The 22,995-nt window shown below is 45.7% G+C and carries 25 protein-coding genes; 6 read left to right on the top strand and 19 right to left on the bottom strand.

Features of this window, described 5'->3' with window-relative positions:
• Nucleotides 1-4 precede the first annotated feature (4 nt).
• Nucleotides 5-763, top strand: a complete 759-nt coding sequence (locus KNP87_RS11675) for a hypothetical protein (protein WP_026832008.1) — start codon at nt 5-7, stop codon at nt 761-763.
• A gap of 275 nt (nt 764-1,038) precedes the next feature.
• Here the strand turns inward: KNP87_RS11675 and KNP87_RS11670 are convergent, their stop codons facing one another.
• Both KNP87_RS11670 and KNP87_RS11665 read right to left on the bottom strand, forming a co-directional pair.
• A complete protein-coding gene (locus KNP87_RS11670) occupies nt 1,039-2,031 on the bottom strand; it encodes an ATP-grasp domain-containing protein (protein WP_214721775.1) in 993 nt (330 codons plus the stop codon).
• A gap of 95 nt (nt 2,032-2,126) precedes the next feature.
• Nucleotides 2,127-2,624 carry a VanZ family protein gene (locus KNP87_RS11665; protein WP_251135577.1) on the bottom strand — a complete coding sequence of 166 codons (498 nt, stop codon included), beginning with the start codon at nt 2,622-2,624 and terminating at the stop codon, nt 2,127-2,129.
• A gap of 234 nt (nt 2,625-2,858) precedes the next feature.
• Between KNP87_RS11665 and KNP87_RS11660 the strand changes: the two genes are divergently transcribed.
• Nucleotides 2,859-3,278, top strand: coding sequence for a helix-turn-helix domain-containing protein (locus tag KNP87_RS11660; protein ID WP_214721773.1), 420 nt, complete (start codon nt 2,859-2,861; stop codon nt 3,276-3,278).
• 63 nt (nt 3,279-3,341) lie between these two features.
• Here KNP87_RS11660 and KNP87_RS11655 read toward each other — a convergent pair whose 3' ends face one another.
• The 3 genes from KNP87_RS11655 to KNP87_RS11645 all read right to left on the bottom strand — a co-directional run bounded on the left by KNP87_RS11655 (nt 3,342) and on the right by KNP87_RS11645 (nt 5,767).
• Complete coding sequence (locus tag KNP87_RS11655) at nt 3,342-3,653, bottom strand: hypothetical protein (protein ID WP_214721772.1); 312 nt, start codon at nt 3,651-3,653, stop codon at nt 3,342-3,344.
• A 166-nt stretch (nt 3,654-3,819) separates the two neighbouring features.
• A complete protein-coding gene (locus KNP87_RS11650) occupies nt 3,820-4,563 on the bottom strand; it encodes a hypothetical protein (RefSeq protein ID WP_214721771.1) in 744 nt (247 codons plus the stop codon).
• The gene (locus KNP87_RS11645) at nt 4,556-5,767 is read right to left on the bottom strand and encodes a hypothetical protein (RefSeq protein WP_214721770.1); all 1,212 of its coding nucleotides are present in this window, start codon (nt 5,765-5,767) and stop codon (nt 4,556-4,558) included. The genes KNP87_RS11650 and KNP87_RS11645 overlap by 8 nt, the downstream gene beginning before the upstream one ends.
• A gap of 372 nt (nt 5,768-6,139) precedes the next feature.
• Here KNP87_RS11645 and KNP87_RS11640 point away from each other — a divergent pair, with 372 nt between their 5' ends.
• Nucleotides 6,140-7,027 carry a helix-turn-helix domain-containing protein gene (locus KNP87_RS11640; RefSeq protein WP_214721769.1) on the top strand — a complete coding sequence of 296 codons (888 nt, stop codon included), beginning with the start codon at nt 6,140-6,142 and terminating at the stop codon, nt 7,025-7,027.
• Here the strand turns inward: KNP87_RS11640 and KNP87_RS11635 are convergent, their stop codons facing one another.
• Together KNP87_RS11635 and KNP87_RS11630 are read right to left on the bottom strand one after the other, a co-directional pair.
• The gene (locus KNP87_RS11635) at nt 7,028-7,354 is read right to left on the bottom strand and encodes a hypothetical protein (protein WP_214721768.1); all 327 of its coding nucleotides are present in this window, start codon (nt 7,352-7,354) and stop codon (nt 7,028-7,030) included.
• Between the two features lie 299 nt (nt 7,355-7,653).
• The gene (locus KNP87_RS11630; RefSeq protein ID WP_035414035.1) at nt 7,654-7,872 is read right to left on the bottom strand and encodes a hypothetical protein; all 219 of its coding nucleotides are present in this window, start codon (nt 7,870-7,872) and stop codon (nt 7,654-7,656) included.
• An 84-nt stretch (nt 7,873-7,956) separates the two neighbouring features.
• Between KNP87_RS11630 and KNP87_RS11625 the strand changes: the two genes are divergently transcribed.
• On the top strand, nt 7,957-8,538 hold the full coding sequence (locus KNP87_RS11625) for an LOG family protein (RefSeq protein WP_214721767.1): 582 nt from the start codon (nt 7,957-7,959) through the stop codon (nt 8,536-8,538).
• A 38-nt stretch (nt 8,539-8,576) separates the two neighbouring features.
• Here KNP87_RS11625 and galU read toward each other — a convergent pair whose 3' ends face one another.
• The 4 genes from galU to KNP87_RS11605 all read right to left on the bottom strand — a co-directional run bounded on the left by galU (nt 8,577) and on the right by KNP87_RS11605 (nt 11,798).
• Complete coding sequence (galU, locus tag KNP87_RS11620; RefSeq protein WP_214721766.1) at nt 8,577-9,455, bottom strand: UTP--glucose-1-phosphate uridylyltransferase GalU; 879 nt, start codon at nt 9,453-9,455, stop codon at nt 8,577-8,579.
• 115 nt (nt 9,456-9,570) lie between these two features.
• Entirely contained in the window at nt 9,571-10,524 is a 954-nt protein-coding gene (locus tag KNP87_RS11615; RefSeq protein ID WP_035387567.1) for an ABC transporter ATP-binding protein, read from the bottom strand.
• A 14-nt stretch (nt 10,525-10,538) separates the two neighbouring features.
• Nucleotides 10,539-11,348 carry an ABC transporter permease gene (locus tag KNP87_RS11610; RefSeq protein ID WP_026831997.1) on the bottom strand — a complete coding sequence of 270 codons (810 nt, stop codon included), beginning with the start codon at nt 11,346-11,348 and terminating at the stop codon, nt 10,539-10,541.
• A 273-nt stretch (nt 11,349-11,621) separates the two neighbouring features.
• Nucleotides 11,622-11,798, bottom strand: a complete 177-nt coding sequence (locus KNP87_RS11605; RefSeq protein WP_214721765.1) for a hypothetical protein — start codon at nt 11,796-11,798, stop codon at nt 11,622-11,624.
• Between the two features lie 372 nt (nt 11,799-12,170).
• Here KNP87_RS11605 and KNP87_RS11600 point away from each other — a divergent pair, with 372 nt between their 5' ends.
• Nucleotides 12,171-14,267 (top strand): 5'-nucleotidase C-terminal domain-containing protein, encoded by a 2,097-nt coding sequence (locus KNP87_RS11600; protein WP_214721764.1) that lies wholly within the window; start codon nt 12,171-12,173, stop codon nt 14,265-14,267.
• 43 nt (nt 14,268-14,310) lie between these two features.
• Here the strand turns inward: KNP87_RS11600 and KNP87_RS11595 are convergent, their stop codons facing one another.
• A complete protein-coding gene (locus KNP87_RS11595; protein ID WP_214721763.1) occupies nt 14,311-15,714 on the bottom strand; it encodes an ankyrin repeat domain-containing protein in 1,404 nt (467 codons plus the stop codon).
• A gap of 162 nt (nt 15,715-15,876) precedes the next feature.
• Nucleotides 15,877-16,056 carry a hypothetical protein gene (locus KNP87_RS11590; RefSeq protein WP_214721762.1) on the bottom strand — a complete coding sequence of 60 codons (180 nt, stop codon included), beginning with the start codon at nt 16,054-16,056 and terminating at the stop codon, nt 15,877-15,879.
• Nucleotides 16,057-16,071: 15 nt separating this feature from the next.
• Here KNP87_RS11590 and KNP87_RS11585 point away from each other — a divergent pair, with 15 nt between their 5' ends.
• Entirely contained in the window at nt 16,072-16,290 is a 219-nt protein-coding gene (locus tag KNP87_RS11585; RefSeq protein ID WP_214721761.1) for a hypothetical protein, read from the top strand.
• A 55-nt stretch (nt 16,291-16,345) separates the two neighbouring features.
• On the opposite strand, the gene KNP87_RS11580 is transcribed toward KNP87_RS11585, so the two are convergent.
• From KNP87_RS11580 to KNP87_RS11555, 6 genes are all read right to left on the bottom strand, one after another.
• A complete protein-coding gene (locus tag KNP87_RS11580; protein WP_214721760.1) occupies nt 16,346-16,858 on the bottom strand; it encodes a VanZ family protein in 513 nt (170 codons plus the stop codon).
• Between the two features lie 121 nt (nt 16,859-16,979).
• Nucleotides 16,980-17,999 (bottom strand): Delta(5) desaturase DesA, encoded by a 1,020-nt coding sequence (gene desA / locus KNP87_RS11575; protein ID WP_028105638.1) that lies wholly within the window; start codon nt 17,997-17,999, stop codon nt 16,980-16,982.
• 324 nt (nt 18,000-18,323) lie between these two features.
• Complete coding sequence (locus KNP87_RS11570; RefSeq protein ID WP_214721759.1) at nt 18,324-19,856, bottom strand: FAD-dependent oxidoreductase; 1,533 nt, start codon at nt 19,854-19,856, stop codon at nt 18,324-18,326.
• A gap of 126 nt (nt 19,857-19,982) precedes the next feature.
• Nucleotides 19,983-20,195, bottom strand: a complete 213-nt coding sequence (locus KNP87_RS11565) for a hypothetical protein (RefSeq protein WP_214721758.1) — start codon at nt 20,193-20,195, stop codon at nt 19,983-19,985.
• Between the two features lie 3 nt (nt 20,196-20,198).
• Nucleotides 20,199-20,528, bottom strand: coding sequence for a hypothetical protein (locus tag KNP87_RS11560; RefSeq protein WP_214721757.1), 330 nt, complete (start codon nt 20,526-20,528; stop codon nt 20,199-20,201).
• Nucleotides 20,529-20,592: 64 nt separating this feature from the next.
• Nucleotides 20,593-22,983: a hypothetical protein gene (locus KNP87_RS11555; RefSeq protein ID WP_214721756.1), complete on the bottom strand. Its 2,391-nt coding sequence runs from the start codon at nt 22,981-22,983 to the stop codon at nt 20,593-20,595.
• Nucleotides 22,984-22,995 lie beyond the last annotated feature (12 nt).

Below are 22,995 nucleotides of genomic sequence, written 5' to 3'. Positions count from 1 at the left end.
CATCATGAAGAAATGGACAGAACAACAAGTAATCGACAGCTTAATCGAAGCCAGCATCGCTTACCCTGCCTTAGACGCCAAAACGTATGCCCGCTGGTCGACTGGAAAAGAAATTCCTTCCATTACGACGATCATCAACGTGTTCGGTTCATGGCGTGAAGCGTTACATGCTGCCGGACTGTCATCGATTCGGCCGTATTACTCGGATCAGGAAATCCTCGCTTTCATCAAGGAAGCATCGGAGCGGTTGCACCCATTCCACAGCAACAGCTACCGGGAATGGGCCAAAGCAAAGCACGGTCCTTCCTTGACGTTAATCAATCTGCGTTTCGGGTCATGGTCACGGGCCCTTGAGGAGGCCCATATCGAGATGACACGTTCGATCTGCATGACAGAAGAACGCATCATCAACGCGCTCCTCGAAGCATCGGACGTTCTTCCGCGCTTAACGACCCAGACCTACTCGATTTGGGCGCAGGAAAACGGACATCCGACGGTCGCGACGATTGCCCGAAAATATGGATCGTGGGTCGATGCCCTCGCGTGTCTTGACATTGCCCCTCCTCGCCGGAAATGGGTCGAGGAAGATGTGCTCGAAGCCTTGACGCAGGCGCAGCGTGAGCTCCCGTCCCTCAGCATCATCCATTACCGCAAATGGGCGGAAGGACGGTCTGTTCCAAGCACCTCGACGATCAACGCTTTGTTCGGCAGTTGGACATCGGCTGTCCAGTGTTTAAAACGCTCCCGGATTTCGATTTCTTAATACCAATATATTTCTGTATACAAACAAGGCACTGACTTAAACGTTAATCGTTACGCAAATAAGGGTGACGGATATTCTATCCGCCACCCTTGTCTCGTTCAAAAGAAATCACTCGTTTCATGCGACTCCTACAGGAAACAGCACAAAGATTTGTGCTGTCAGAGACAAACAAGACCCACGTTCCTGCCACTATGAGGCAGGAACGTTGGCTTGTGTCTCGCCTGAGGAAAGTGCGTGAAAGAACGAGTGATTTCTTTTAATTCAAGTCCTGTTTTTTAACGCTTCATTTGTTGTAACGCCGCTGCCGAGACCAGTGTCATCGTATCGTGCTTCAACATATACAAATCGCTCGTATAGTTTCCGATGTGCGGCGGGTTAATCTCGTGCTGAAGATTACGGAAAAGTTGTGCCGGAAAATTGACGCCACATTCATAGGCATGGGGATAACCGCCGCCAAACCGTGGATTGATTTCCGAGAGATACAACGTACCATCGACATCAAATAAATCAAAATCCAACGGACCGACCAGTCCGGAATGTTCAAGTACCTGTTCGGTCAGTTCGAACACATCTTCCCGGACGACGGATCGACTTTTATCGGTCTCTCCGGCTCGCATCGTCAATTTTTCCTTGATGAAGATGGACGTGACCTTGCCGGAAATCAAATCGACGTAGGCGTCCACCCCCAGTTCTTGCCCGACTAACAGTTCCTGAACGATCAACCCGCTATTTTTCGCAAACAGTTGCTCGACTTCCACAAGTGTCTCAACTCGTCTGACCTCAATGCTCGCACTTCCGCTACGCGGTTTGACGAAAACGGGCAACTTGATTTCGGACAAAGCCAGTGCTTCTCGGAACGATTCAATCGAATGATACGTCTGCGCATGAGCGATGCCTCGGCTGAGACAATATTCATACATGGCGTACTTGTCAAAACAGAGCTGGCACGCTTCGTGAGAGGAGACGATGACCGTCACACCAATCGCCTGAAAACGTTCCGTCGCTTCTGCTAGTAAGCCAAGTTCCGGATCAATCAAGGACAGGATGGCCGTCACTTCTTCGGTCTGACAAAGCCGAAGCAGATGATCGATATAGTCGACCTCATCTATTTTCGGCACGAGATAATGGTGCTCGGTCATGTATAGTGCGGCGGCCAACGGATTACAATCAGCCGTACTGACACGACCGGTTGTCCAGTCTCTGACAAAATAGTCGACCAGTTTTGCGCGACGCCCGGCACTTGTAATCAATAGATGAGGTGTTTTCATACGATTCGCTCCTTTTGGTTAATGGTGTTAGCCTTAAGGATTCGACCTCAATCAAACAAAACCTGCTCCCGTCAGAAAAAACTAGGACCGAAGACTTACGTAGAACGAATCGGTTGATGGTTTGGTCGTTTTTTCCAAATTAACAGATATAAGAGAATCCCGATTAATGCCCCCGTTCCATCGAGCAACACATCGTGGATCAATCCGGTCCGTCCACCGGTCAAAATCTGATGGAATTCGTCAAATACGGCAATCGTAACCGCTAACGTATAGGCGAATAGAGCAGCCAACGGGACAGGACGCATCAAACGAATCGTTAAATCAATTAACGCGATACCGAGGACGATAAAAATCGAGACATGTGCCGCCTTACGAATGAAAAACTCAACAAAACCAGACGCTCCAAGCGCCGCCACACTGACTTCCCCATTGTAGTCAAACGAAATAAATCGTAACTGCTCCACAAAATCCAGATTAAAATAACGGGATAATCCCGGTTTGAGTGACTGTTCTTCATACGGCATCGAACTTGCTATAAACAAAATAATCAAGACGAGTAACGTCACATAACCCGACCAAGGAATTTTTTTCATCACATACTGAACCTCCATTACTATTTCTTTCACTAGAATAGCATGTTCTCCTTTCCTGTCATTCCTGAAATAGACAAAATTATGACATTCGTCTGAATTTTAAATCCATTACATACATAATCATGCAATTATTTTTTATGTAAAACTTTTTTTTACATTTCTAAGGTTTGCGATATAATGAAAATGGTTATTTAGTACTATAATGTATGGATGTAAGAATAGGAGTTGAGTACTGTGAATCGTGCTCTCGGAAAAAAAATCATGCAACTACGAAAACAACACCGGTATACCCAAAAACATTTGGCAGAACGGTGTGGAGAGACCGTCACTTCCATCTCGGCCTATGAACGGGGACAACGAGTGCCCACGCCACAGGTATTGGAACGTTTGGCCATGGCCTTGAATACGACGGTGATTGATCTCATTGATCCAAAGTATGTCCAGCATCCTTCGTTACAGGAGTTTATCGATCAGTCGCTCGAACCGACCCGGCCGCTCGATTTCAAGCCTGTCTTAGAAGACATCCTTGTCCACTTGACACTGTCGAACGAAGTATATTTTAACGGTCGCTTGCTCACACAAGAGGTGCGGGATCATATGGCGACATCGGTCAATCAAGCATTACAGCAAGGGTTACAGTCAATTGAGATCTAAAAAAAACACGATGAGAAGCGGACAGGATGTTTCCTGTACACGTCTCATCGTGTTTTTTGTGCGTTAATCGGACTTCAAAACATGATGAATGTATAACTGCCCCTCTTCATATGTCGCTTCCATCATCCGGCTGAAAAACGGGGAAGATGCTGTTTTTTCAGCTAAAAAGACCCGTTCAAAACGACTGTGTGCTTGGCTGACAAAGCTGAGTTTCAACTCACGTAAGGCGGATTTGAACGTAATATGCGTTCCGGTATGTCCAAAAGCGTCCGGAAGTGTCTGCTGTTCAACGAACTGAAAGGTTTCCTCTGGAAATAACGTCGTGATAAAGGATAAACAACTGGCTTGCCGTGCTTGTGTCGTTTTTTCATCCATAACGTTTACCTATCCTCCGATTTTCTTGATGATTAGGGACTGCTCTTTTTATTACCCCACCTTTAGACCTATTGAAACTAGTATAGGAAATATACTATTTAATTGGAAGTTTTATTTTTACTCTATCAAAAAATCCCGCGTCCAGTGGATGCAGGATTTTTTTGTATCAACCTATTTTATCGAGTTCGAGAATACTGACAGTCTTCCCCGCATATAACGTCCGCCCCGTGTAGCGGGACAATTTTGCAAATTCAAACAACGTGTCCGGCTCATACAGATGTTCAATCGCATAACTGACCTTTTCTTCCTCATCCGATTTCAAATACAAATTAAAGATCAGTCGATTCCGGTCGACTTTTTGTCCGTAAAATAACGTACAATCTTGAATTCGTCGTGAGGCAATCGGTTGAACGTGCGTTTTTAAATAGGTCGCATTATGGATGTTGACGAGCAATTGCCCTGCCGGCGTCAGTAACTGTCGGACGTTCCGGAAAAACAACAACAATTCCCCTCGTGAGTACCGTGCAATCGTCGTCCCCGGTAATATGATTTTATTAAATGCCCCGCTGCCCATCACATCGACCAGTTCATTACTCAACCCATAGACACGGTCCATGTAACAAGACGAGATGCCCGTGATCCGGTTCAGCTCCGGTTCGACCAAATACAGGTCATAGCCTTCTTGGCATAACCGATTAAACAGATCCGGAGAAAACGTTCCGTATAAAAGGACACGGTCTTCTTTTCGAAGATAACGGCGGTATAACATCAATTCATCGATTTCCGGTAAAGCCGAATTTTCTTGATACAAGGCGACGAAGCGGTCATCGGCAAACAAGTTGTCGAGGACCTCAACACGGGAGTAGCTCCCTTTTCTTGAGAATGGACCAAACAACGGTCGCTCATCCATGATAAATCAACTCCTTATACGTCTGAATGGCCGCTTCATAGTCTGCCCCTAGCCGTTCCGGCAAGATATCGAACCGTTCTTTTTGATCGGCTTCGAGGATCGCAAGAAAAATTTCATCCGTCTCAAACAGTTGGTTCGTCGTCAGTTCAAACGCAAAACAACCTTCTGTATTTTGTATACCGACCATCGACAGGGGACCAATCTTCCCGTCCGTTCGGAACAATTCAAGATCACTGTACGGCGTCACGAAGCGGCTTGTTCCTTTAAAAGCGGATGCCAATTGGAACAAGAGCGGATAAAGCGTCAGTTGCGCAACTGGTGCAAACGCCTCGAGCTGTTGCCGTTGCCGTTCGCGCAACTGACAAACATTGACGGCAAACGTGTCACTAAGTTGGAGACGTTGCCCGTAATCCGCGAAAATTCCAGAATTACAGATAAACAAACGATGTGACACGGTCAGTCCGGCAAGCGTCACATAATCCATGATCCCGGCACGGTGTTCCTCGTTCGAAATGATCCCTGTGTCATGCCACTGCTGAAACGCCAGCTGTAACGCCTGGCGATCAAACGCCGCCAGTCGTTCCTTGATGTCAAACGACAGCGTATCGGAGAACGCCAGCAAGACCGGTGTCCGACTCATCAGTTCAATCACCGGCAAATCGTGGCGGGTCGACTGATCGATGTACAATAAGCTGTTGATCGTCATCTGATCAAACAAGGACGGCTCAATCGAATCAAGTAGTGCCGTCTCCTCGACATAGACATGACGTAACGGTTGCGGATGACGCGACGCCGCATCCGGATAGACACCTGTGAACAACGACATCAAGGCATCTTGTAAGGCAATCGGTTGCTCAGAAACGTAGGACGTTTCAAGCGGTACCTGCCATCCGTTCAAGAAATACGGGTCCCCAAACAACACGTCGCCCCGTTCATTCATCAAGTGGAACTGGACATGTAACATCCGTTGTTGTAAATACGCGACGAGTCGCAACGTCCGTTCACCCGGTCCGCGCAAGATAAATAAATAGTGTTCGAATTCTTGAAACTCCATATAATCGAGTAAATCCAAAAACGTATGCTGATCGTAATCATAACGATCCATCGAAAAACGATGCTGTTCACAAAACGTGATGAGCTCAGGGGTCGGATCAAGTTGATGCAACCAACCTTGGCTTTCGGAAAGAATCGTTAATCCAATCATATGCCCACTCCTTTCAGTTGATGATGATAAAAAAGGCTTCAGACCGGTGACGGAATGAAGCCACGTCGAGAGACGTCGTTATGAAGTTTTTAATTCGCGTTTCGCCGGTGGTTTGATCCGGTCCATTTCCCGACTTGCCAAGGGTGCGACCGAGACGTGAGCAGCATTTAAGCACCAGCCCGAAGAAGTCATGGTTCGGCGCGATTCTTTAAAGGTGAGATTCATAGGAGTTACCCCTTTCTTTTCGTTTGAAATGCCAGACAACACGTTGACGAACTTTAGAAGTAAAAGATTGGTGTCTCATCAAATTCCCTTCTATAATGAAAAGGGAATCATTTTCTCAAATCCACTGGACAGAAAGGACAGAACCCGATGGATCAATTCACGACACCGCAAATTGGTCTCGCCCTTCGCCGTCTCCGTAAGAAACATAATCTGACCCAGAAGGATTTGGCAAATGGGATTTGCAGCCAAGCGGAAATCAGTAAAATTGAAAGCGGGACACATTCTCCGACGGTCGATTTACTTTTTGCGTTGTCTCGAAGACTACAAGTTCCGATAACCGTTTTTCTAGATCATACAGAGCAACAAAGCTCCATGAGACTGATAGATGATTCACTTTTAACCAGATTTAGAAACAAAGACTTTAATGCTATTTTCACTGAGACTAAAGCTTTGATTGAGTATGCGAATAATAATATTGAATTGAGTTTACTTTATAAATATTACTTTCATTTATGCGCTTATCGATTAAACAAAACTGATTTCAGAACATGCATCATTGAACTTCAAAATCTTTCAGACAAATATTCTACTATTTACTATTCACCAGATATGATCGTAAGAATAAAAGCAGCGATTGCAAATATTTATTATGAAAATAAAAGCTATAAACACAGTTTAAGAGTATATGAAGAGATACTGAGACTGAATTTTGATAACGATGAGATGGTATTAAATAAAATCCGGATTCAATACAACTTTTCAAAAATATTGATTGAATTGAAAAAGCCAGAAACCGCATTAAATTATGTGAACGATGGTATTGAAAAAAGTATAAAATTCAAAGATATGTCTTTACTCGGGCAACTTTTGTTTCAAAAAGGTGCTTGTCTAGAATTGACGAATTCTAGCTTGAAGAGTACAAGCGAAGTTTATCAAAAAGCATATTTACTTTTTGATTTACTCAACATGACAGAATATAAGCAAATCATGCTCGAAAAGAAAAGCCATTACCTTACAACGCTCTTAAAAACTTAATTACACTAATGGTTTTACCGAGTATTCCATTGGGAGATCGTTGCGTGCTACGTCACGTTTTACTGAGTATTCCATCGGAAGATCATTGCGTGCTACGTCACGTTTTACTGAGTATTCCATCGGAAGATCATTGCGTGCTACGTCACGTTTTACCGAGTATTCCATCGGAAGATCGTTGCGTGCTACGTCACGTTTTACCGAGTATTCCATCGGAAGATCGTTTCGTGCTGTATCTACTGTATTGAAAGACTCAATGCCACTGAATCCAAGTGATGCAGTTAAAGCGAGTGCTCCAGCAATTAGTCCTAATTTCTTTTTGAAGTTCACAATTAACAACCTCCTAATATTTTTGACTAGCTTTGTAACAACATCATATATCCTTAGACCCCCCTTGGATATTCGAATACGAATATTTGGTGTAATTTGCACATTATTTACACTTACCGTTACTTTAGACTTGGGTCATATGTCCCGAAAGATGCGTAATTTTTACATTTTATCCGTCTTTATGTCGAAATCGTGTATAAAAATAGATTTTTTAGAATATTCCTTCATTCTCAAATGATTTTGATCACACATAAACAAAGCCGTCTCGTCTGCCTGAAGCAAACGAAACGGCTTTGTGTTTATTTCGATGAATGACGCAGGGCAATAAAATAACCGATTCCGAGTAAGACGACTAGTCCAAGCAACACACTGCTGATTGTCGTTCGCGTCGGCGATTCCGGCACCCAAATTCCGATTGCAAGATTGATTGCTGCAATCAGCAATACGAGCCATACGATGGTTTTCGGTTTCATCTTGTTCTCCTTCAGTTTGACGTAGTCCAGTCTGTTATTTTTCATGATAACGATACATGTTCCCTCTTATTCGAAACGACCTGATATGATATGTTGACAGAAGACGATTTTAACAAGGGGGACCTATGGATGAAAAAACTTGCAGTGTTTTGTGGTTCAAAAGATGGAGCAACACCGATTTTCCGTCAGGCAGCAGCAACGCTTGGTACCGCGTTGGCACGTCATGACCTCGGGCTCGTCTATGGCGGATCACGCGTCGGAACGATGGGTGCTGTTGCTGACGCGGTCCTTGCAGCCAATGGACAAGCTATCGGTGTCCTGCCGCACTTCTTACAGGAAAAAGAAATTGCCCATCCGAATCTGACAGAGCTTCATCTCGTCGAATCGATGCACGATCGCAAAGCGAAGATGGCTGAACTGGCAGACGGATTCATCATCTTACCGGGTGGTCCGGGGACGATGGAAGAATTTTTTGAAGTCTTCACGTGGGCACAGCTTGGCTTACATGAAAAACCGTGCGGCATCTTAAACATTGACGGCTACTATGATCCACTCGTCACGTTGTTCCAGCAGATGGAGACACAAGGTTTCCTGATACCGGAACACGCCGCGATGCTCCTCGTCGAGTCTGATCCGGAACGGTTGCTCGAACGTTTCCGCACGTATACGGCACCACGCGTCAAAACGTACATGAATAAGAAGCAGACCTGATCAAGGCAAAGCTCACCCGTGGGCTTTGCTTTTGTTGTTTAATCGGTCCAGCTTTCGACGTGCCGGCGAAGCAAGGCTTTGACATCGGCTTGAATCTCCCCGTCCTTTAAGGCAAAAGCAAGCGTCGTCTCGACATACCCCATCTTCTCCCCGACATCAAACCGGTCACCGTCGATTTCATAACCATAGACATCTTCCTGTCCATTTAACCGTTCAATCGCATCCGTCAGCTGAATCTCGCCGCCTGACCCAACCTCTTGCTTGGCAAGGAACGCAAAGATCGCCGGCGTCAGGATATACCGTCCGATGATTGCCATGTTTGATGGTGCCGTACCTTGCACCGGTTTCTCGACGAACTGCCGGACGTGATAACGACGACCTTCTTGTTTCAGCGGGTCAATGATGCCGTAACGGTCCGTATCACTGGTCGGCACATGACGAACGCCGACGATTGAGGACTCCAGTTCCTCATACTGATCAATCAATTGCTTCAGTCCCGGTTGTTCCGAGACGATGATATCGTCACCGAGCAACACCGCAAACGGTTCATCGCCGATGAAATGACGGGCACTCCAAATCGCGTGTCCGAGTCCCTTTGGTTCCTTTTGCCGGATGTAATGAATCTCGGCCATCGTCGTCGATGCATCGACTTCTTTTAACAAGTCGAGCTTCCCTTTTTGCCGGAGGATGTTCTCAAGCTCCGGTGCGTGATCAAAGTGGTCTTCAATCGCCCGTTTGTTTCGTCCGGAGACGATGATGATCTGTTCGATGCCCGCTGCGACCGCTTCCTCGACGATGTATTGAATCGTCGGCTTCGTCAGAATCGGCAACATTTCTTTCGGCATCGCTTTTGTCGCCGGCAAGAAACGTGTCCCGAGTCCCGCTGCCGGGATAATGGCTTTTCTGATTTTTTTCATGATCGCCCTCCGCTCCTCTACTTACTTCTACTCTGTACTTATTTCTTTTTTCTCTCGTCTATTCCCTGTTTTCGCCAAAAAAAAGACCATGAACAAGAATGTCCATGGTCTGCAATCAAAATAGGTTGGAGAGTGCTTCCGCAAAGGTCGAGAAGGACGGCGTCTCATCGATGACCATCAAGGCACCTGCCGCGACGGCAAGAAGGCTGATTCCGGATAAGATCCAACCGGGATGTTTGACGGTATCTTCCGCATCCACGTTTTGTTTCCCCGGTTTGGCCTGTTGCGCTTGTTCCTTCAACCGATCTTTCCGGTACTGGTGCTGCTCTTCTTTCGTCAGCTTTTTATAATCAGTCAGGAACTTCTTGTACTCCGGCACGACTTCTTTTGTCGTTCCGTCGAGCTTGACTTGTCCGTACTCGAGCCAGATGACGCGTTCACAGAAACTGCGGATCTGCGTCAAGGAGTGACTGACGAAGATGATCGTCTTGCCTTCGTTCTTGAACTCGTTCATCTTGTCGATACAGCGGTTATAAAACGTCTGGTCCCCGACGGATAAGGCTTCATCGACGATCAGGATATCGGCGTCGACATTGACGGCAATCGCAAAACCAAGCCGCGACTTCATCCCGCTCGAATACTTTTTGATCGGTTGATCGATGAAATCTCCGATATCGGCGAAGTCGATGATGCCGGGCATCCGGCGTTCGATTTCCGCGTCATCCATCCCGAGCATTAAACATTTCAAGTGGATGTTTTCGCGTCCCGTCAGGACGTTTTTTAAGCCTTGCGAGACAGCGATGATCGCAACTTCTCCGTTGATCGCGACGTCCCCTTCATTGGCGTAGATGATGCCGGAAATCAAGTTCGATAACGTCGATTTACCGGAGCCGTTGATGCCGACGAGACCGACGACTTCTCCGGAACCGATGTCGATTGAAACATCGCGGAGCGCCGTGAACGTCTTGACGTTTTTGCTTTGGTTCTTAAATAACAATTTGAATTTTTCTTTTGTAGTCGTAACCATATCAAACCGTTTCGTGACATGGTCGAGCTTTATCATAGACATGGCGATTTCCTTCCTTAAACGAGCTCGGTGAATGATTTACGGAACTTGATGTGCAAGAATGTCCCGGCTGTGAACAAGAGCAGCGTCACACTCCAGAAATAGAGTCCGGTCGGCCATTCCTGCCAGACCCAGGCGCCGCCGAGTAAGCTCGCGCGATAACCTTCTACGAGATAGAAGACAGGGTTCAGACGAAGCACCCCGTGTAAGACGTCCGGGAAACGTTCGATGTTCCAGAGGATCGGCGTCAAATAAAACAACATCCGCATCATCGATTGGAGGAACAATTGGATATCCTTCACGAGCGTAATCAATGTCGAGAAGCAGAGTGAGAAGGCATAGACGAAGATATACGTCGCTGCCATATAGTAAGGGAGTTGAAGCAGTTTCCACGTAATCGGAATTCCGTTCAGAATGATAACGATGAAGACGATCACGAGCATCGCGAAATGCTGATACATTCGTGACAAAATGACATAAGACGGAATCGCACTCATCGGGAAACGCATCTTCGTCACCATCGCGAGGCGGCTGTTGATCGAGTTCGATCCACGCAACAGGGCATCATTGATGAAGAACCAGACGACGATCCCACATAATAACCAGACGATGAACGGGATATCCCCGTCGACGTTTTTGTTTCCTTTCAGACCGACACCAAAGACGAACCAATAAATAAAGATCTGTAATCCGGGGTTCAACAGCTCCCATAACAAACCAAGCCGTTGCTCCGCGTGCGCCGATTTGATCTCATAACGAGCCAAACGACGAATCAGTGGGAAGTTCTCCACTTGTTCGCGGACGATACTTTTCATTTCTTTCCACATAATAAATTCCTTCCGATCTGTAAAGGTACATGTATTTTAGTTCAGTTGCATCCACTAAAAGAAAAAAGACGGACTCCGTTCGCGATTCTTCAAACGAACGATCGACCCGTGCGCAGGACAAATGGCCTGCATCGTTTTCTACTCCCCCCTTCTTCTCACGTCACTCGTTTCATATTAAAAAGCAGGCATCACATGCCATACACTTAATCAATTCTAGCCATCGTTAAAAATCGTGTCAATGTATTGGGCAAACCGACACCAAACTGTAGCTTTCTATTCACTTAAAAAACCCGCTTCGATGATGTGGAAGACATCAATCAAAGCGGGCTTGGAATGGGATAGAAGTGGAAATTCAATCGTCGTCGGCGGAGAGGCCAATCCCCACAACAACAAAATGCTCATTAAAAATAAAATGACTAAAATCACAGTCCCTTGAACCGTTTCTTTCATTGTGTTTTCCGTCCTCCCTCCGCTGTTTTCCTCGTTTCTTCATCATACCGAACTCTTGTCCTGAATACTACTGTCTGCTTATCAAATAATGGAAATGTTTGACGAAGCAGTCGAGATTTTCGTTTCTTTTTTTAACAGGACAGATTATAATGAAAGCGTTATCATTTTCTGGTTTTAGTTCAAATTTCCTAAGAACACCCTTTAAAACAAACGTCTCCATTCGGTTGTAATGTCGTCCGACCTAAGAATTTACGAAGTTTACAAAAGTTTTATCGCACCAGATACCTAGAACGACTTATAGTAGAAGAAGAGGTCAACGATCGCATTTCGACCTTGTCTTCATACACCCACTTTGAAGGAGGATTTCTACGTATGTACAAATCAAAACCGCTTTACGCGGCAGCCGTTGCTGTCGCCCTGACGACATCGGCAATCGTGCCGGTTGCGCAAACTACCGTATCCGCAGCAACGCATGTCAAAGTCAAAACGGTCAAACTCAAGTCACTCGTCTTCACAAAAGGTGCCCCGGTCAAGTTACCTGCTACATACAAGGGCGAGAAAATTACGTGGAAAAGTTATGATCGTCATATCTTCAACCGTTATCAAACGGTCAAAGGAACGTATGGCAAGAAGAAATCGCCGATCGAAGTCAAAATCTTCATCCAAAACTATGCCGTGAAATTCGTCGAGAGCGTTCGCGAACAGACGATTTATGTCGGTGACAAACCGGAACTCCCAAAAACACTCGCCGTCCTCTATGCGACAGGCCGTGTCTATGACAAACCGGTCCGCTGGTCGAAAGTCGATACGAGCGAAGCCGGGACGAAATATGCCGTCGCCAGCTACACACGTCTCGGTAAGACAATCACACTTAAAGCAAAAATCAACGTGCTTGACGTCAACAAAGACGATTTCTCAATCGGCTTGATGCACACGAACGATACACACGCCAATCTCGATAAAGCACCAAAACGGGCAACGGTCATTAAAGAGCTTCGTGCCGCGTACCGAGCGGAAGGCAAACCTTCCCTCCTACTCGATGCAGGGGACGTTTTCTCAGGCTCTCTTTACTTCAACAAGTTCCTGGGTCAAGCTGACCTTGAACTGATGAACTATATGAAATACGACATGATGACGTTCGGTAACCATGAGTTTGATCTCGGAGAGACGGAGAACAACAGCGCACTCAAAAACTTCGTCACGAAAGCCAAATTCCCGTTCATCACGGCAAACGTGGACTTCAGCAAAAATGAAAGCTTCAACGGTCTCCAGAAAAAAACCATCACAGCGGGTCCTGAAAAAGGTCAAATTTATCAAGGGATCATCAAGGAATACAAAGGTCAAAAAATCGGCTTCTTCGGTTTGACGACAGAAGAAACAGCGGATATCGCCAGTCCGGGAACAGTTGCCTTTGCCAACTACATCACTAGCGCAAAAGCTGCCGTCAAAAAACTCGAAGACCGTGGTGTCAACAAGATCGTCGCTTTGACGCACATTGGTTTTGACGATAACGAAGCAGTCGACAACGATCAGTTGCTCGCACGTAACGTCGACGGCATCGATGTCATCGTCGGTGGTCACTCGCATACCAAGCTGGAAAAACCGGTTGTCGTCGACGAGACGATCGTACCGGGTAAAGCAGAACCAACAATCATCGCGCAAGCGTATCAATATGGTGATTTCCTCGGAAATCTGGATTTGACATTTGACTACAAAGGGAAATTGACGGAGTACAACGGTTCGTTGATCGATGTGGCAAAAGCTGCGGAAGATACACGTGCTGCTGAAATCCTGAAGCCATATGCGGATCAAATCACTGAACTCAAAAACGAAGAAGTCGGCGCAAATATCGTCAACGAGCTCGGGAACCCACGTGGCGAAGTCAGTGTCCGAAACAGCGAAACGGCACTCGGGAACCTGATCACGGACGGTATGCTCAAAAAAGCAAAAGAGTATAACGCTGAAACGGTCATCGCGATGCAAAACGGTGGCGGGATCCGGGCTGCCATCAATGCCGGACCACTTACAGTCGGTGAAGTCTTGACGACGCTTCCGTTCGGAAATACGCTTGCGACAGTGAAATTGACAGGTCAGGAAATCAAGGACCTGCTTGAAATCAGCGTTGGTGTGGCACCGATCGAAAACGGCGGATTCCTCCACGTATCGGGCATGAAGTTTGAATATAGCAGTAAACTCGCCAAAGGAAACCGTGTCACGAAAATGGAAGTCAACAACGGCGGCACGTTTGAAACGATCGATCCTGCGAAAACATACGTCATTGCAACGAATGCCTTCACGGCAAAAGGCGGCGATGGTCTGACACCGTTTGAAGTGGCTTACAAAGCGGGCCGCGTGACGGATCTTGGTCTCTCGGACTGGGAAAACCTCCGCGACTTCACGAAGTCGCTTGGCGAAGTCAACTACAACATCGAAGGTCGTATCGTCGATACAAAAGTCGAAGCCAACTAATCAGCAAAAGGACGATTTCCCACTCAGGGAGATCGTCCTTTTTTTATAAAGTCTGTGTTTGATTTTGTTTCAGTAAGACGATGATATCCTCAAGCTCATACTCTTCTGCCATCATCAACGGTGTGTAGCCGTCGGCATTCTTCAGTGCCGGATTCGCCCCACGCTCGAGCAACAGTTTGACGGTTTCCTTGCCTTCGCCTTCGACCGCGTGATGAAGCGGCGTATACTCCTCATCATCCCGTTGGTTGATCGCTTCGCCGCGTTTTAAATACAGCTCAACAAGTTCCTTGTTGTTGCTGTAGACGGCAGTGATGAACGGACGTTCTCCGAACTCATTGACAGCGTCGACGTCACTTCCGGCCGCCAGCAAGTCTTTGAAGACGTCCGCGAGCCCTTCGCTCGACTTCCGGTACCCGAGATAATGCAGGGCTGTATCTCCGTCCGCATCGACGGCCTTCATGTCACTCTCCGGGATCAACTCGTTAATTTCGTCGAGCGTTCCTTTTTGAATCGCAGCCATCAGTTTTGATTCACCTAAATCTTGCTTCGTATCATCTTGCTGCACGACTGATTCCGTCCAGCCCGACCACTCTGGAATCTCAAGCTCCGTCGCGGTGAAGACAAGACCAGCAAGCAACAGACAACTCAGACTGACGAGCAGACCGCTTGTCACACGCGCCAATCGGGGCGCCGTCGTCTTCAGTCCGGCAACTGCCAAGCGCCGGTGAATGGATGGCTGATGACGGAATAATTCACTCATACTCGTCGCGAGTGACGGCGCTTGTTGTTTTTGTTCTATGTAGTGCATGACATCCAGTCGGCGCCATAGCGCCGAACCAACAATCGAGCGGACGAGGGCAGGAATTCGCTCCTCTTCAGTCAGTTGCGCGAGCGCAAACCGATCAGCCGTCTCTTCACAAGCGCGTAAGTAAGCCGCGCGCAAGAATGGGATCCAGCTCCCAAGCAATAACAGTAACCGCTTTTCTTCATGATTTTGTTTTAAGTGGACCAGTTCCCGCAGGATTTCAAACCGTGTCGTCTCATTTAACGGATAATCCGCCGGCAACACCAGCATATACTTTTGGAACAAACCAATCGTCCGTGGTCGTGTCATCTTCGGGTCCTGCGTCAACAGGATCTCTGGTGTTTTCCAAAATCCCATCCGTTCTGCATCACGACGAAGTTCCGCATAAACGAGTGGTTGTTGGGTCTCGCTTAGAAAAACACCTTCCGTCCGAATCGTCATCACCCGGACCCATTGGCGAATCCAAATCGCTCCAAGGAGGAGGATGGTCAGTCCGAGTAAGACGACACCAAGCGTTCCGAGCGCCAGTACTCCGACGATCAGACCACATCCTGTTACGAGTGTGCTCAGCAGGAGCAACCAGAAATAAAGCCGTTCTCGTTTGCCGACACGCAATGGAATCGGTTCTGTCTCATGGGTCATTCTTTCACCTCCATTTCATCGAGTTCTCGCTATCGTTTCATGTCTTATCATACCCGTAATCCCATAATCATTCCAAGGGAATTGTTGTTAAACGGTATGAAGTGTCTTGAAAGATATATCTTTAGTTTATAATCAAGTAACTATTTAAGTATGCCTAAAGACCTATTCTTCTTCAAACAGATTTAACCAAAAATCAAATTTTCCTGAAAAAGTTATAGAATTAGCACGGTTCTTTGTAACATTTGAAACATTAAGTCTATGATTCATCCGAACCATATCCCTTTTAGTAACAGGTGCGACAAAAGTCTTTAATTTAAATTGCCAATCTTTTAGAAATGCCATATACTAACTACTAGAATGAAGAATATGGGAGTGAACATCTTGGGGTTTTTAGGATTGTTTAATAAAGAATACACGGTACAGTATCAAGTAATCGAGCGTGACGAGGTTGTCGATACAGATCGATTGAACATCAAGGCAAGTGATCATACGGCAGCTCGTAAAAAAGCCGATACGATGCTCCGTAAACAATTTGGACGGACACAATACAAAATCGAATGGGTTCAACGTTTTTGATCGTCAAAATACCCGGTCGCCTCAATCCACTTGAGACGACCGGGTATTTTCGTGTTCAGCCCGATTGCTGATATTCTGATTTGACGATGCGATCCGCTTTGAGGAACAAGCGGATTCCGGTATACAGCAAGATGCCGAAGACGGCTCCACTTCCATCAATGATGACATCTCCGACCAGTGGTGTCCGTCCGCCGGTCAGTTGTTGATGAAATTCATCCAAGACACCGACCGTGATAGCCGTCGTCGTGGCAAAAAAAGCGGCTGGCACAGGACGATAACCACGCATGCGTAAGACATGGGCCAGGCTCGTCCCAAGAATGAAGAACAGGCCGGCATGCATCCCTTTCCGGATGAAGAACTCAAGGAACGCCGCTGGACCTAGCGCCGCGACACTGATCGGAACTTCATAATGAAACGAGACGAACGAAAAGGCATAGACCCACCCGAGTGGGATATGATTCGTCAGAAACGGAATCAGCGATTGTTGCTCATAACGCATCGAACTGAAGGCGAACAGTAAAAGTAAGATGGCTCCTGCTATGACGTAAGCAATGGGTAGACGACGCATCATCATCCCTCCTTCAATACTTGCCATCGTACCATGGATCATTCAACGAAACATACGGCAAAAGTCGTAGCCGGTATCAAAAAAGACCTTACTTCCAGGAATAGAAGTAAGGTCTGTGTGCTTAAGAGACGGACGTTTTCGGTTCACGCAGCAAATGCTTGATTTCGCCGAACGTCACAAACGTTTTATTTTTAGCATCATACAGCTTGTAGCGAAGCGACTTCAGACTCGAGAACAAGCCGATCGTCGTTGCTTTTTGAAGCGGTGGTGTCGCCGTATGCGCTTTTTCTAAATTGTAATTCGGAACACGCGGACTTAAGTGGTGCACGTGGTGGAAACCGATGTTTCCCGTCACCCACTGCAAGACTTTCGGCAATTCGTAATACGAGCTGCCTTCGATCGCAGCTTTGACGTAATCCCATTCGCTCTCATCCTCGAAGTACGAGTCCTCAAACGTATGCTGGACGTAGAACAACCAAATTCCGAGGACGCCTGCCGTGAACATCGTCGTTCCTTGAATGATCAGGAATGCCTGCCAACCGATGAAATAAATCATGATGCCGTACAGGACGATCAACGACGCATTGATGACATGCGTATTCATCCGTTCCTTCTTGCGGGCATCTTTCCGGTTGAAGCGGCTGACGACCAAAATCAACAAGAGTGGTCCAAGACCAAACATGACGAGCGGATTCCGGTACAGACGGTACTTCAGACGTGTCCATTTTGACGCTTCGACATATTCTTCAATCGTCATGACCCAGATGTCACCGACACCACGTTTGTCCAAGTTGCCGCTTGAGGCATGGTGGATCGAGTGCTCACGTTTCCACTTCTCATACGGGAACAAGGTCAGGATGCCTGTGATTGTTCCGACGATGGCGTTAGCTTTTTTGTTTTTAAAGAATGACCCGTGTGTACAGTCATGGAAGATGATGAACATCCGAACGACGAAACCGGCTGCGACGATCGCAAGCGGGACAGCGAGCCAAACGGAAATCTGCAAGGCTTGATAAGCCAGGAACCAGGCGACGAGAAACGGCAAGATCGTGTTGATCATCTGCCGGACACTGGATTTGACGTCTGCCTTCTCAAAAGGCGAAACGTGTTTGCGAAGCTGGGCGATTTTTTCTTTACTCATGTGTTGCTTCCTCCTCGAATTCGTACAGCGTTCACGACGCTACTATGAAATGAACTTGATATAAAACCTGTAAACGGCGTCCGTGACGGTGAATTCGTAACATCCACATGAAGATCGACCCGACCGATATAGTTAAACGCTTGAATATTTTTAATACCAGGTAATTATAGCACATCGAAAAAAGAATACAGTATTAAATTCTGATATCAGTAAAAATATTTACGGTCATCTGTTCGTAAAACTATTGAGTATCCAACAAACGAGAGTTTCAAGAGAATTATTCCACAAAAAAATCGCCTCTCGAGATCAGAGACGATCACTGCATCATTTTAGCTTCTTCAACGGCTTCACAGCCGGACCTTCGAGCACATTCCCCTCGTAATCGAAACGCGAGCCGTGACACAGACAATCCCATGACCGTTCTCCGTTGTTCCATTTGACGTCGCACCCCATATGCGTACACGTCGTCTTGACGAGATGGAGTTCACCGGCTGGATCGCGATATCCCCCGACCGTTTTCCCAGAATGACGGACGAGTCCCCCTTCATCGATTCCGAGGTCGTCTGCTGATTGACTGGCGCGGGTCACTTTACCCTTCAGTAACTCGATTGCGACATCCGCATTGTTCTTCGCAAATTGTTTCGCATCCTGTTTATGCAGTTTCGACCGGTTCGGGTCAAACAATCCGCGGAAGCGGTTCGGCGTTCCGGTCAATAAATCGGATAAAAGTAGCCCGGCCGCAATCCCGTTCGTCATCCCCCACTTGGCAAATCCGGTCGCGACTAGAATGTTCGGATCGTCACTCGTCATTTGACCGATGTACGGTACTTTATCCAGTGAAATCAGATCCTGCGCCGACCAGAACTGATCAATCTGCGGAACATCAAACTCACTCTCGGCGAAATGCGCCAACGCTTGATAGTTCGCTTTCGTATCCGTCTGATGACCGGACAGATGGTTCTCTCCACCGAATAGTCCAAGCCGCGTCCCGTCAGCCGTCTGCGTATGCCGGAGCGATCGGCTCGGTTTGTCGGCACTCATGAACATACCGTCTGGGAACTCTTCCAGAACACGTCCCGAAACGATGTAAGAGCGATGGACTTCGAGTTTCGAGAAATAGAGTCCTTTAAAATCGTTAAACGGAAAGTGAGTCGCGACGATGACTTTTTTCGCCTCGATCTGGTGACCGGATTCAAGCAACACGGTTGGTGTCCGTTTTGATTCGACAGACGTCGCCCGCGTCTGTTCGTACAGCTTCCCGCCGTGTTGCGTAAAGTACTCCGCGAGACCAAGTAAGTATTTGACGGGATGAAACTGAGCTTGATTGCGGATGACAAGGGCTTGTTCGACCGGATACGGTAACTTCCCTTTGACCTCATCCGTCGCGTCGCCGCCGTTGATTCCCAGCCGGCTGTAGGCATCTGCTTCTTTGATCAGTTGCTTGTGTTTCGCTCCACTCGACGCAACGTACAAGTACGCATCCTGTTCCTCAAGTTCACAGTCGATTGCAAGGCGTGTCGTCTGATCCCGCAGGAATCGAATCGCCTCTTCATTCGCTTCGTGATAGAGCCGTGCTTTTTCCTCGCCGAACGTCTGGATCAGTTCGTCGTAAATTAAGCCATGCTGCGACGAAACCTTCGCTGTCGTATAACCGGTCGTTCCGCTTGCAATCCGGTCAGCCTCGATCAATGTCACGTCATAACCCCGTTCAATCAGTTGAACCGCCGTAACGAGCCCGGCGATTCCGGCCCCGATGACGACAACGTCACTCGTCAGGTTTGTTTCCAGTTTCGGATAATTCGATGCTTCAATCGAAGTGCGCCAGTACGATGTTGGAAATCCGTCCAATTTCTTCATTTTCCCCGCCTCCGTAAATGTCAGTTTTTGCTTTCTAGCTAACAGTTACAGTTACCCTTGTTCTTTTGAAAACATACATGAATAATACATTTTAGTTGAATTCCAAAAGCCTTAGGCACTTTGTGTTTAATTAATGGAATACGACAATGTCGTGTAAAGATCGTAAGTATGCTCGTCAAACGTCCATTTTTCTTTTCCTTTTTTAACAGCTTTGAATACGGAAGGATACAGATATTTCATCTTTGAAGAACCTGATTGCAACGTCCGGTAACTAAACGGACTGGTATCCGTTCGGTCCGCCCGGACAATCGAAAAAGCATCTCCTACTCTTAACTTCACGTTTCAGGAAGTGGTAAACCGGGCTTTCCCTTTCGTTTGTGATAGCTTCAACCATTTTGTAACAGGACCAGCTAAATCACGATCATCTTGCCCTGTGCCCACCCGATGCTTCCATTTATTTTTTTCGTATCGATATGTGTCATGGACGATGCTTGCCGTCCCTAGATACAACTTTTTATTTTTGATTGTCACATTTCCAGCCGAATAGCTTTTATCAGGTTGCAAAAGTGTCCGAACCTGTTTACCATCCGTAGATCCAATGAGTTCTGGCGTGATGCTTGCACCACTCCCGTAAAACGGTCCGACAACGACTTGTTCTTTTTTAGTATCCACAAGTTTCCCTTACTTTATAGGCTCCTGCTAACCTAATTTTCTTTAAACACCCAAATTGTTTTCACTATCTTTTCAAGACTTCAACATTCGTTTTCTGCGTATCTCCTATTTCATTCTTCGTAATAAACTTAATCTTGCTCGTTCCTTTTTTAATTGGTGTTTTTAATTTAATTTGGAACGAACCGTCGGCTGCTGGTTTTACTACATACGTTATCTCGTTGACAATCCATTGAATAGCATCGCGGGTAGAACTTTTCCCTTGAATCGAGCGATCACCTACGTATATTTTTTTATGCTGTATTGTTGCAAACTCCGTATTCTGTACTTTAAAGGTTATCCATCCTGACGTTTGCTGATTTCGATTTGTCACCCGAACTTTGATTGCTGTAATTTGAGCTGACTGGTAACTGATACGTCCTTTTTTATCATATGGCACATTTAAAGATTTTACTGGACTGATCACCTTTTGTGCCATTAACTCATTCTTTGTATAGTACTGAATTTCAAGTTTAGTCAATCGATCGTCAGTTGTTAAATAAAGTCGTGTATCATAATCTGCAAGAATAGGTGAGCTAAGAGTCACATGAGGTGGTGTTGTATCTTTCAACTGAATACCAAAATAGTCCTGATCATTTTTGTCTTGACTCGTCAAAAAAGCTTCGAGTGTTTCTCCTGTGTAATCAATTCTTTCGATATGCTTGTTTTTTAATGTAGCTCTGAATATCCCTTTCTTATCTGCACGAACTGTTACATTCGAAAGACCTGTATGCAGATTAGATAAATAGAAAACAGGGATTGATAATGATACTTTTGCATTTGGAGTTGTTTCCCCTACAAGTGTCAACGCGTCACTTTGCATGTAATCGACGACAGGACGTTTTAATCCCCGAAATATCCCTTTGAGAACAAGTGGATAAGGATCATTGATTTCTCGGAAAAGTCTCAACGTATAACGATCACCGTCCTGCATTCCCTTCACTGATGTATAGGAACTCGACGTTACTCCATCCTTTCCTGTAAATGCTAAAGATTTTATCATGAATGTTCCGTCTATTTTTTCAATCAACAATTCTCCTTTCAACTGAACATCGCGTAGTGAATTGAAGATAAACCATTCTTTCTCACGTATTTTAAATGTTGGCTGTGGAATCTTACGATCATCCAAGACTTGAATATATTTGATGAACTGATAGCGACCATCTATCCCTTTTACGTATAGTTGATATCCAGATATATATGTCATGGGTAATGTCACATCAAAATGCCCTGCTTCATCTGAAAGAAAATCCATAGACAAGCCATTTCCATCAATTAGGCGAAATTCTCTTTTCCCGAAAGTTTTTCCACTCAATCGTGCATTTGTAGAAGCGAGCGGTTTATCTATGTTCCATAGAAATTCATCATTTTTGAATATGGTCTCTACGATCTCAGACCGAATCAGTTTTCCTGCACGATAAATGTCCAGTACATGCCTCGGATCATTAGTTATTGAAACACCACAACGAATAATGGCTTTATCTTGTACAGATGGACACTCATTTTGATCAAGTCGGACGTCGGCATCCGAATAAGTCTTAATCACAATTTCGTTTTTGAGTACGTCATAAGAAAAATAGCTAGGTACTGATTCATTTGCATTAAATGCTGGGATGCGAAACGTCTTTTGATTAAACAAAGGATCTCCAGATGTAGCCTGTACGGTCCATAACGTTTCCTCGTTTAACTCTTCTTCAGATAGCTGGACTTTCAGTTGAAATACTCCTTCTGCATCTGTATCAGCACTAGCTCGAACGCCTCCTTGTCCATCCAAAAGTTTCATTGTCGTAAATGGCCAGGCAACGCCGGATACAGTAGAACCTGAGAATTCAAATGATGATAGCTGAATTTTTGTACTTTGAGCAGCTTGACGTACAATAACTTTACTATTCAGTCCACCGCTAGATTGGCTAAAAAATTTGATTTCATTCGACTGATTTTTTGGAATCTGTAAAAAACCTGATCCTGAATATTTTTTATCTTCATAAGAAGCAAAAATAGTATTTTGATCCCAAGTTTGTAATATGAAGTGATTATTTTGAATTCCCAAGTATGTTGGAGGAATCACTCCATTACTTGATTTCTCTGAGTCTGATGCATATTGCCGAATTCTATTTTGTTCAAAACCTTTTGAATCTTTAATGAAAAGAACGATTTCCTGATCACCAATTTGTTGATTGAGTTCATAACTGAATTTTCCCGATGCATCACTTTTAATTGCGATGAGACGATGATTCACTTGAAGATTTGCTGTACTATTGGCCTTAATTACACCATGAATAATGTGGTCTTTCTTCTGAAATGGGCTTAATGAAAAAGTGCTAGTGGCTTCACCAACTAAACCGTGCGTCATGCATTGGATACAGATCAGAAACAGTACTAAAAAAGCGATTCGATAATTTTTTTTGATGATTTCCAATTAAGTTTCCTC

Origin of the sequence: Exiguobacterium sp. s192 (assembly GCF_018618795.1) — a bacterium.
GTDB classification, from domain to species: Bacteria; Bacillota; Bacilli; order Exiguobacteriales; family Exiguobacteriaceae; genus Exiguobacterium_A; species Exiguobacterium_A undae.
The sequence above is the reverse complement of the archived record's forward strand: the minus strand, read 5'-3'. Positions and strand labels throughout refer to the sequence as shown.

What these genes read in the sequence shown, in the direction of transcription:
- KNP87_RS11625 (WP_214721767.1), top strand. Translation starts at nt 7,957, where the DNA reads ATGAAAAAACTTGCAGTGTTTTGTGGTTCAAAAGATGGAGCAACACCG.
- KNP87_RS11650 (WP_214721771.1), bottom strand. Translation starts at nt 4,563, where the DNA reads ATGGATGAGCGACCGTTGTTTGGTCCATTCTCAAGAAAAGGGAGCTAC.
- KNP87_RS11630 (WP_035414035.1), bottom strand. Translation starts at nt 7,872, where the DNA reads ATGAAAAATAACAGACTGGACTACGTCAAACTGAAGGAGAACAAGATG.
- KNP87_RS11600 (WP_214721764.1), top strand. Translation starts at nt 12,171, where the DNA reads ATGTACAAATCAAAACCGCTTTACGCGGCAGCCGTTGCTGTCGCCCTG.
- KNP87_RS11640 (WP_214721769.1), top strand. Translation starts at nt 6,140, where the DNA reads ATGGATCAATTCACGACACCGCAAATTGGTCTCGCCCTTCGCCGTCTC.
- KNP87_RS11585 (WP_214721761.1), top strand. Translation starts at nt 16,072, where the DNA reads ATGAAGAATATGGGAGTGAACATCTTGGGGTTTTTAGGATTGTTTAAT.
- galU (WP_214721766.1), bottom strand. Translation starts at nt 9,455, where the DNA reads ATGAAAAAAATCAGAAAAGCCATTATCCCGGCAGCGGGACTCGGGACA.
- KNP87_RS11615 (WP_035387567.1), bottom strand. Translation starts at nt 10,524, where the DNA reads ATGTCTATGATAAAGCTCGACCATGTCACGAAACGGTTTGATATGGTT.
- KNP87_RS11655 (WP_214721772.1), bottom strand. Translation starts at nt 3,653, where the DNA reads ATGGATGAAAAAACGACACAAGCACGGCAAGCCAGTTGTTTATCCTTT.
- KNP87_RS11590 (WP_214721762.1), bottom strand. Translation starts at nt 16,056, where the DNA reads ATGGCATTTCTAAAAGATTGGCAATTTAAATTAAAGACTTTTGTCGCA.
- KNP87_RS11670 (WP_214721775.1), bottom strand. Translation starts at nt 2,031, where the DNA reads ATGAAAACACCTCATCTATTGATTACAAGTGCCGGGCGTCGCGCAAAA.
- KNP87_RS11570 (WP_214721759.1), bottom strand. Translation starts at nt 19,856, where the DNA reads ATGAAGAAATTGGACGGATTTCCAACATCGTACTGGCGCACTTCGATT.
- KNP87_RS11665 (WP_251135577.1), bottom strand. Translation starts at nt 2,624, where the DNA reads ATGAAAAAAATTCCTTGGTCGGGTTATGTGACGTTACTCGTCTTGATT.
- KNP87_RS11580 (WP_214721760.1), bottom strand. Translation starts at nt 16,858, where the DNA reads ATGCGTCGTCTACCCATTGCTTACGTCATAGCAGGAGCCATCTTACTT.
- KNP87_RS11645 (WP_214721770.1), bottom strand. Translation starts at nt 5,767, where the DNA reads ATGATTGGATTAACGATTCTTTCCGAAAGCCAAGGTTGGTTGCATCAA.
- KNP87_RS11610 (WP_026831997.1), bottom strand. Translation starts at nt 11,348, where the DNA reads ATGTGGAAAGAAATGAAAAGTATCGTCCGCGAACAAGTGGAGAACTTC.
- KNP87_RS11605 (WP_214721765.1), bottom strand. Translation starts at nt 11,798, where the DNA reads ATGAAAGAAACGGTTCAAGGGACTGTGATTTTAGTCATTTTATTTTTA.
- KNP87_RS11675 (WP_026832008.1), top strand. Translation starts at nt 5, where the DNA reads ATGAAGAAATGGACAGAACAACAAGTAATCGACAGCTTAATCGAAGCC.
- desA (WP_028105638.1), bottom strand. Translation starts at nt 17,999, where the DNA reads ATGAGTAAAGAAAAAATCGCCCAGCTTCGCAAACACGTTTCGCCTTTT.
- KNP87_RS11595 (WP_214721763.1), bottom strand. Translation starts at nt 15,714, where the DNA reads ATGACCCATGAGACAGAACCGATTCCATTGCGTGTCGGCAAACGAGAA.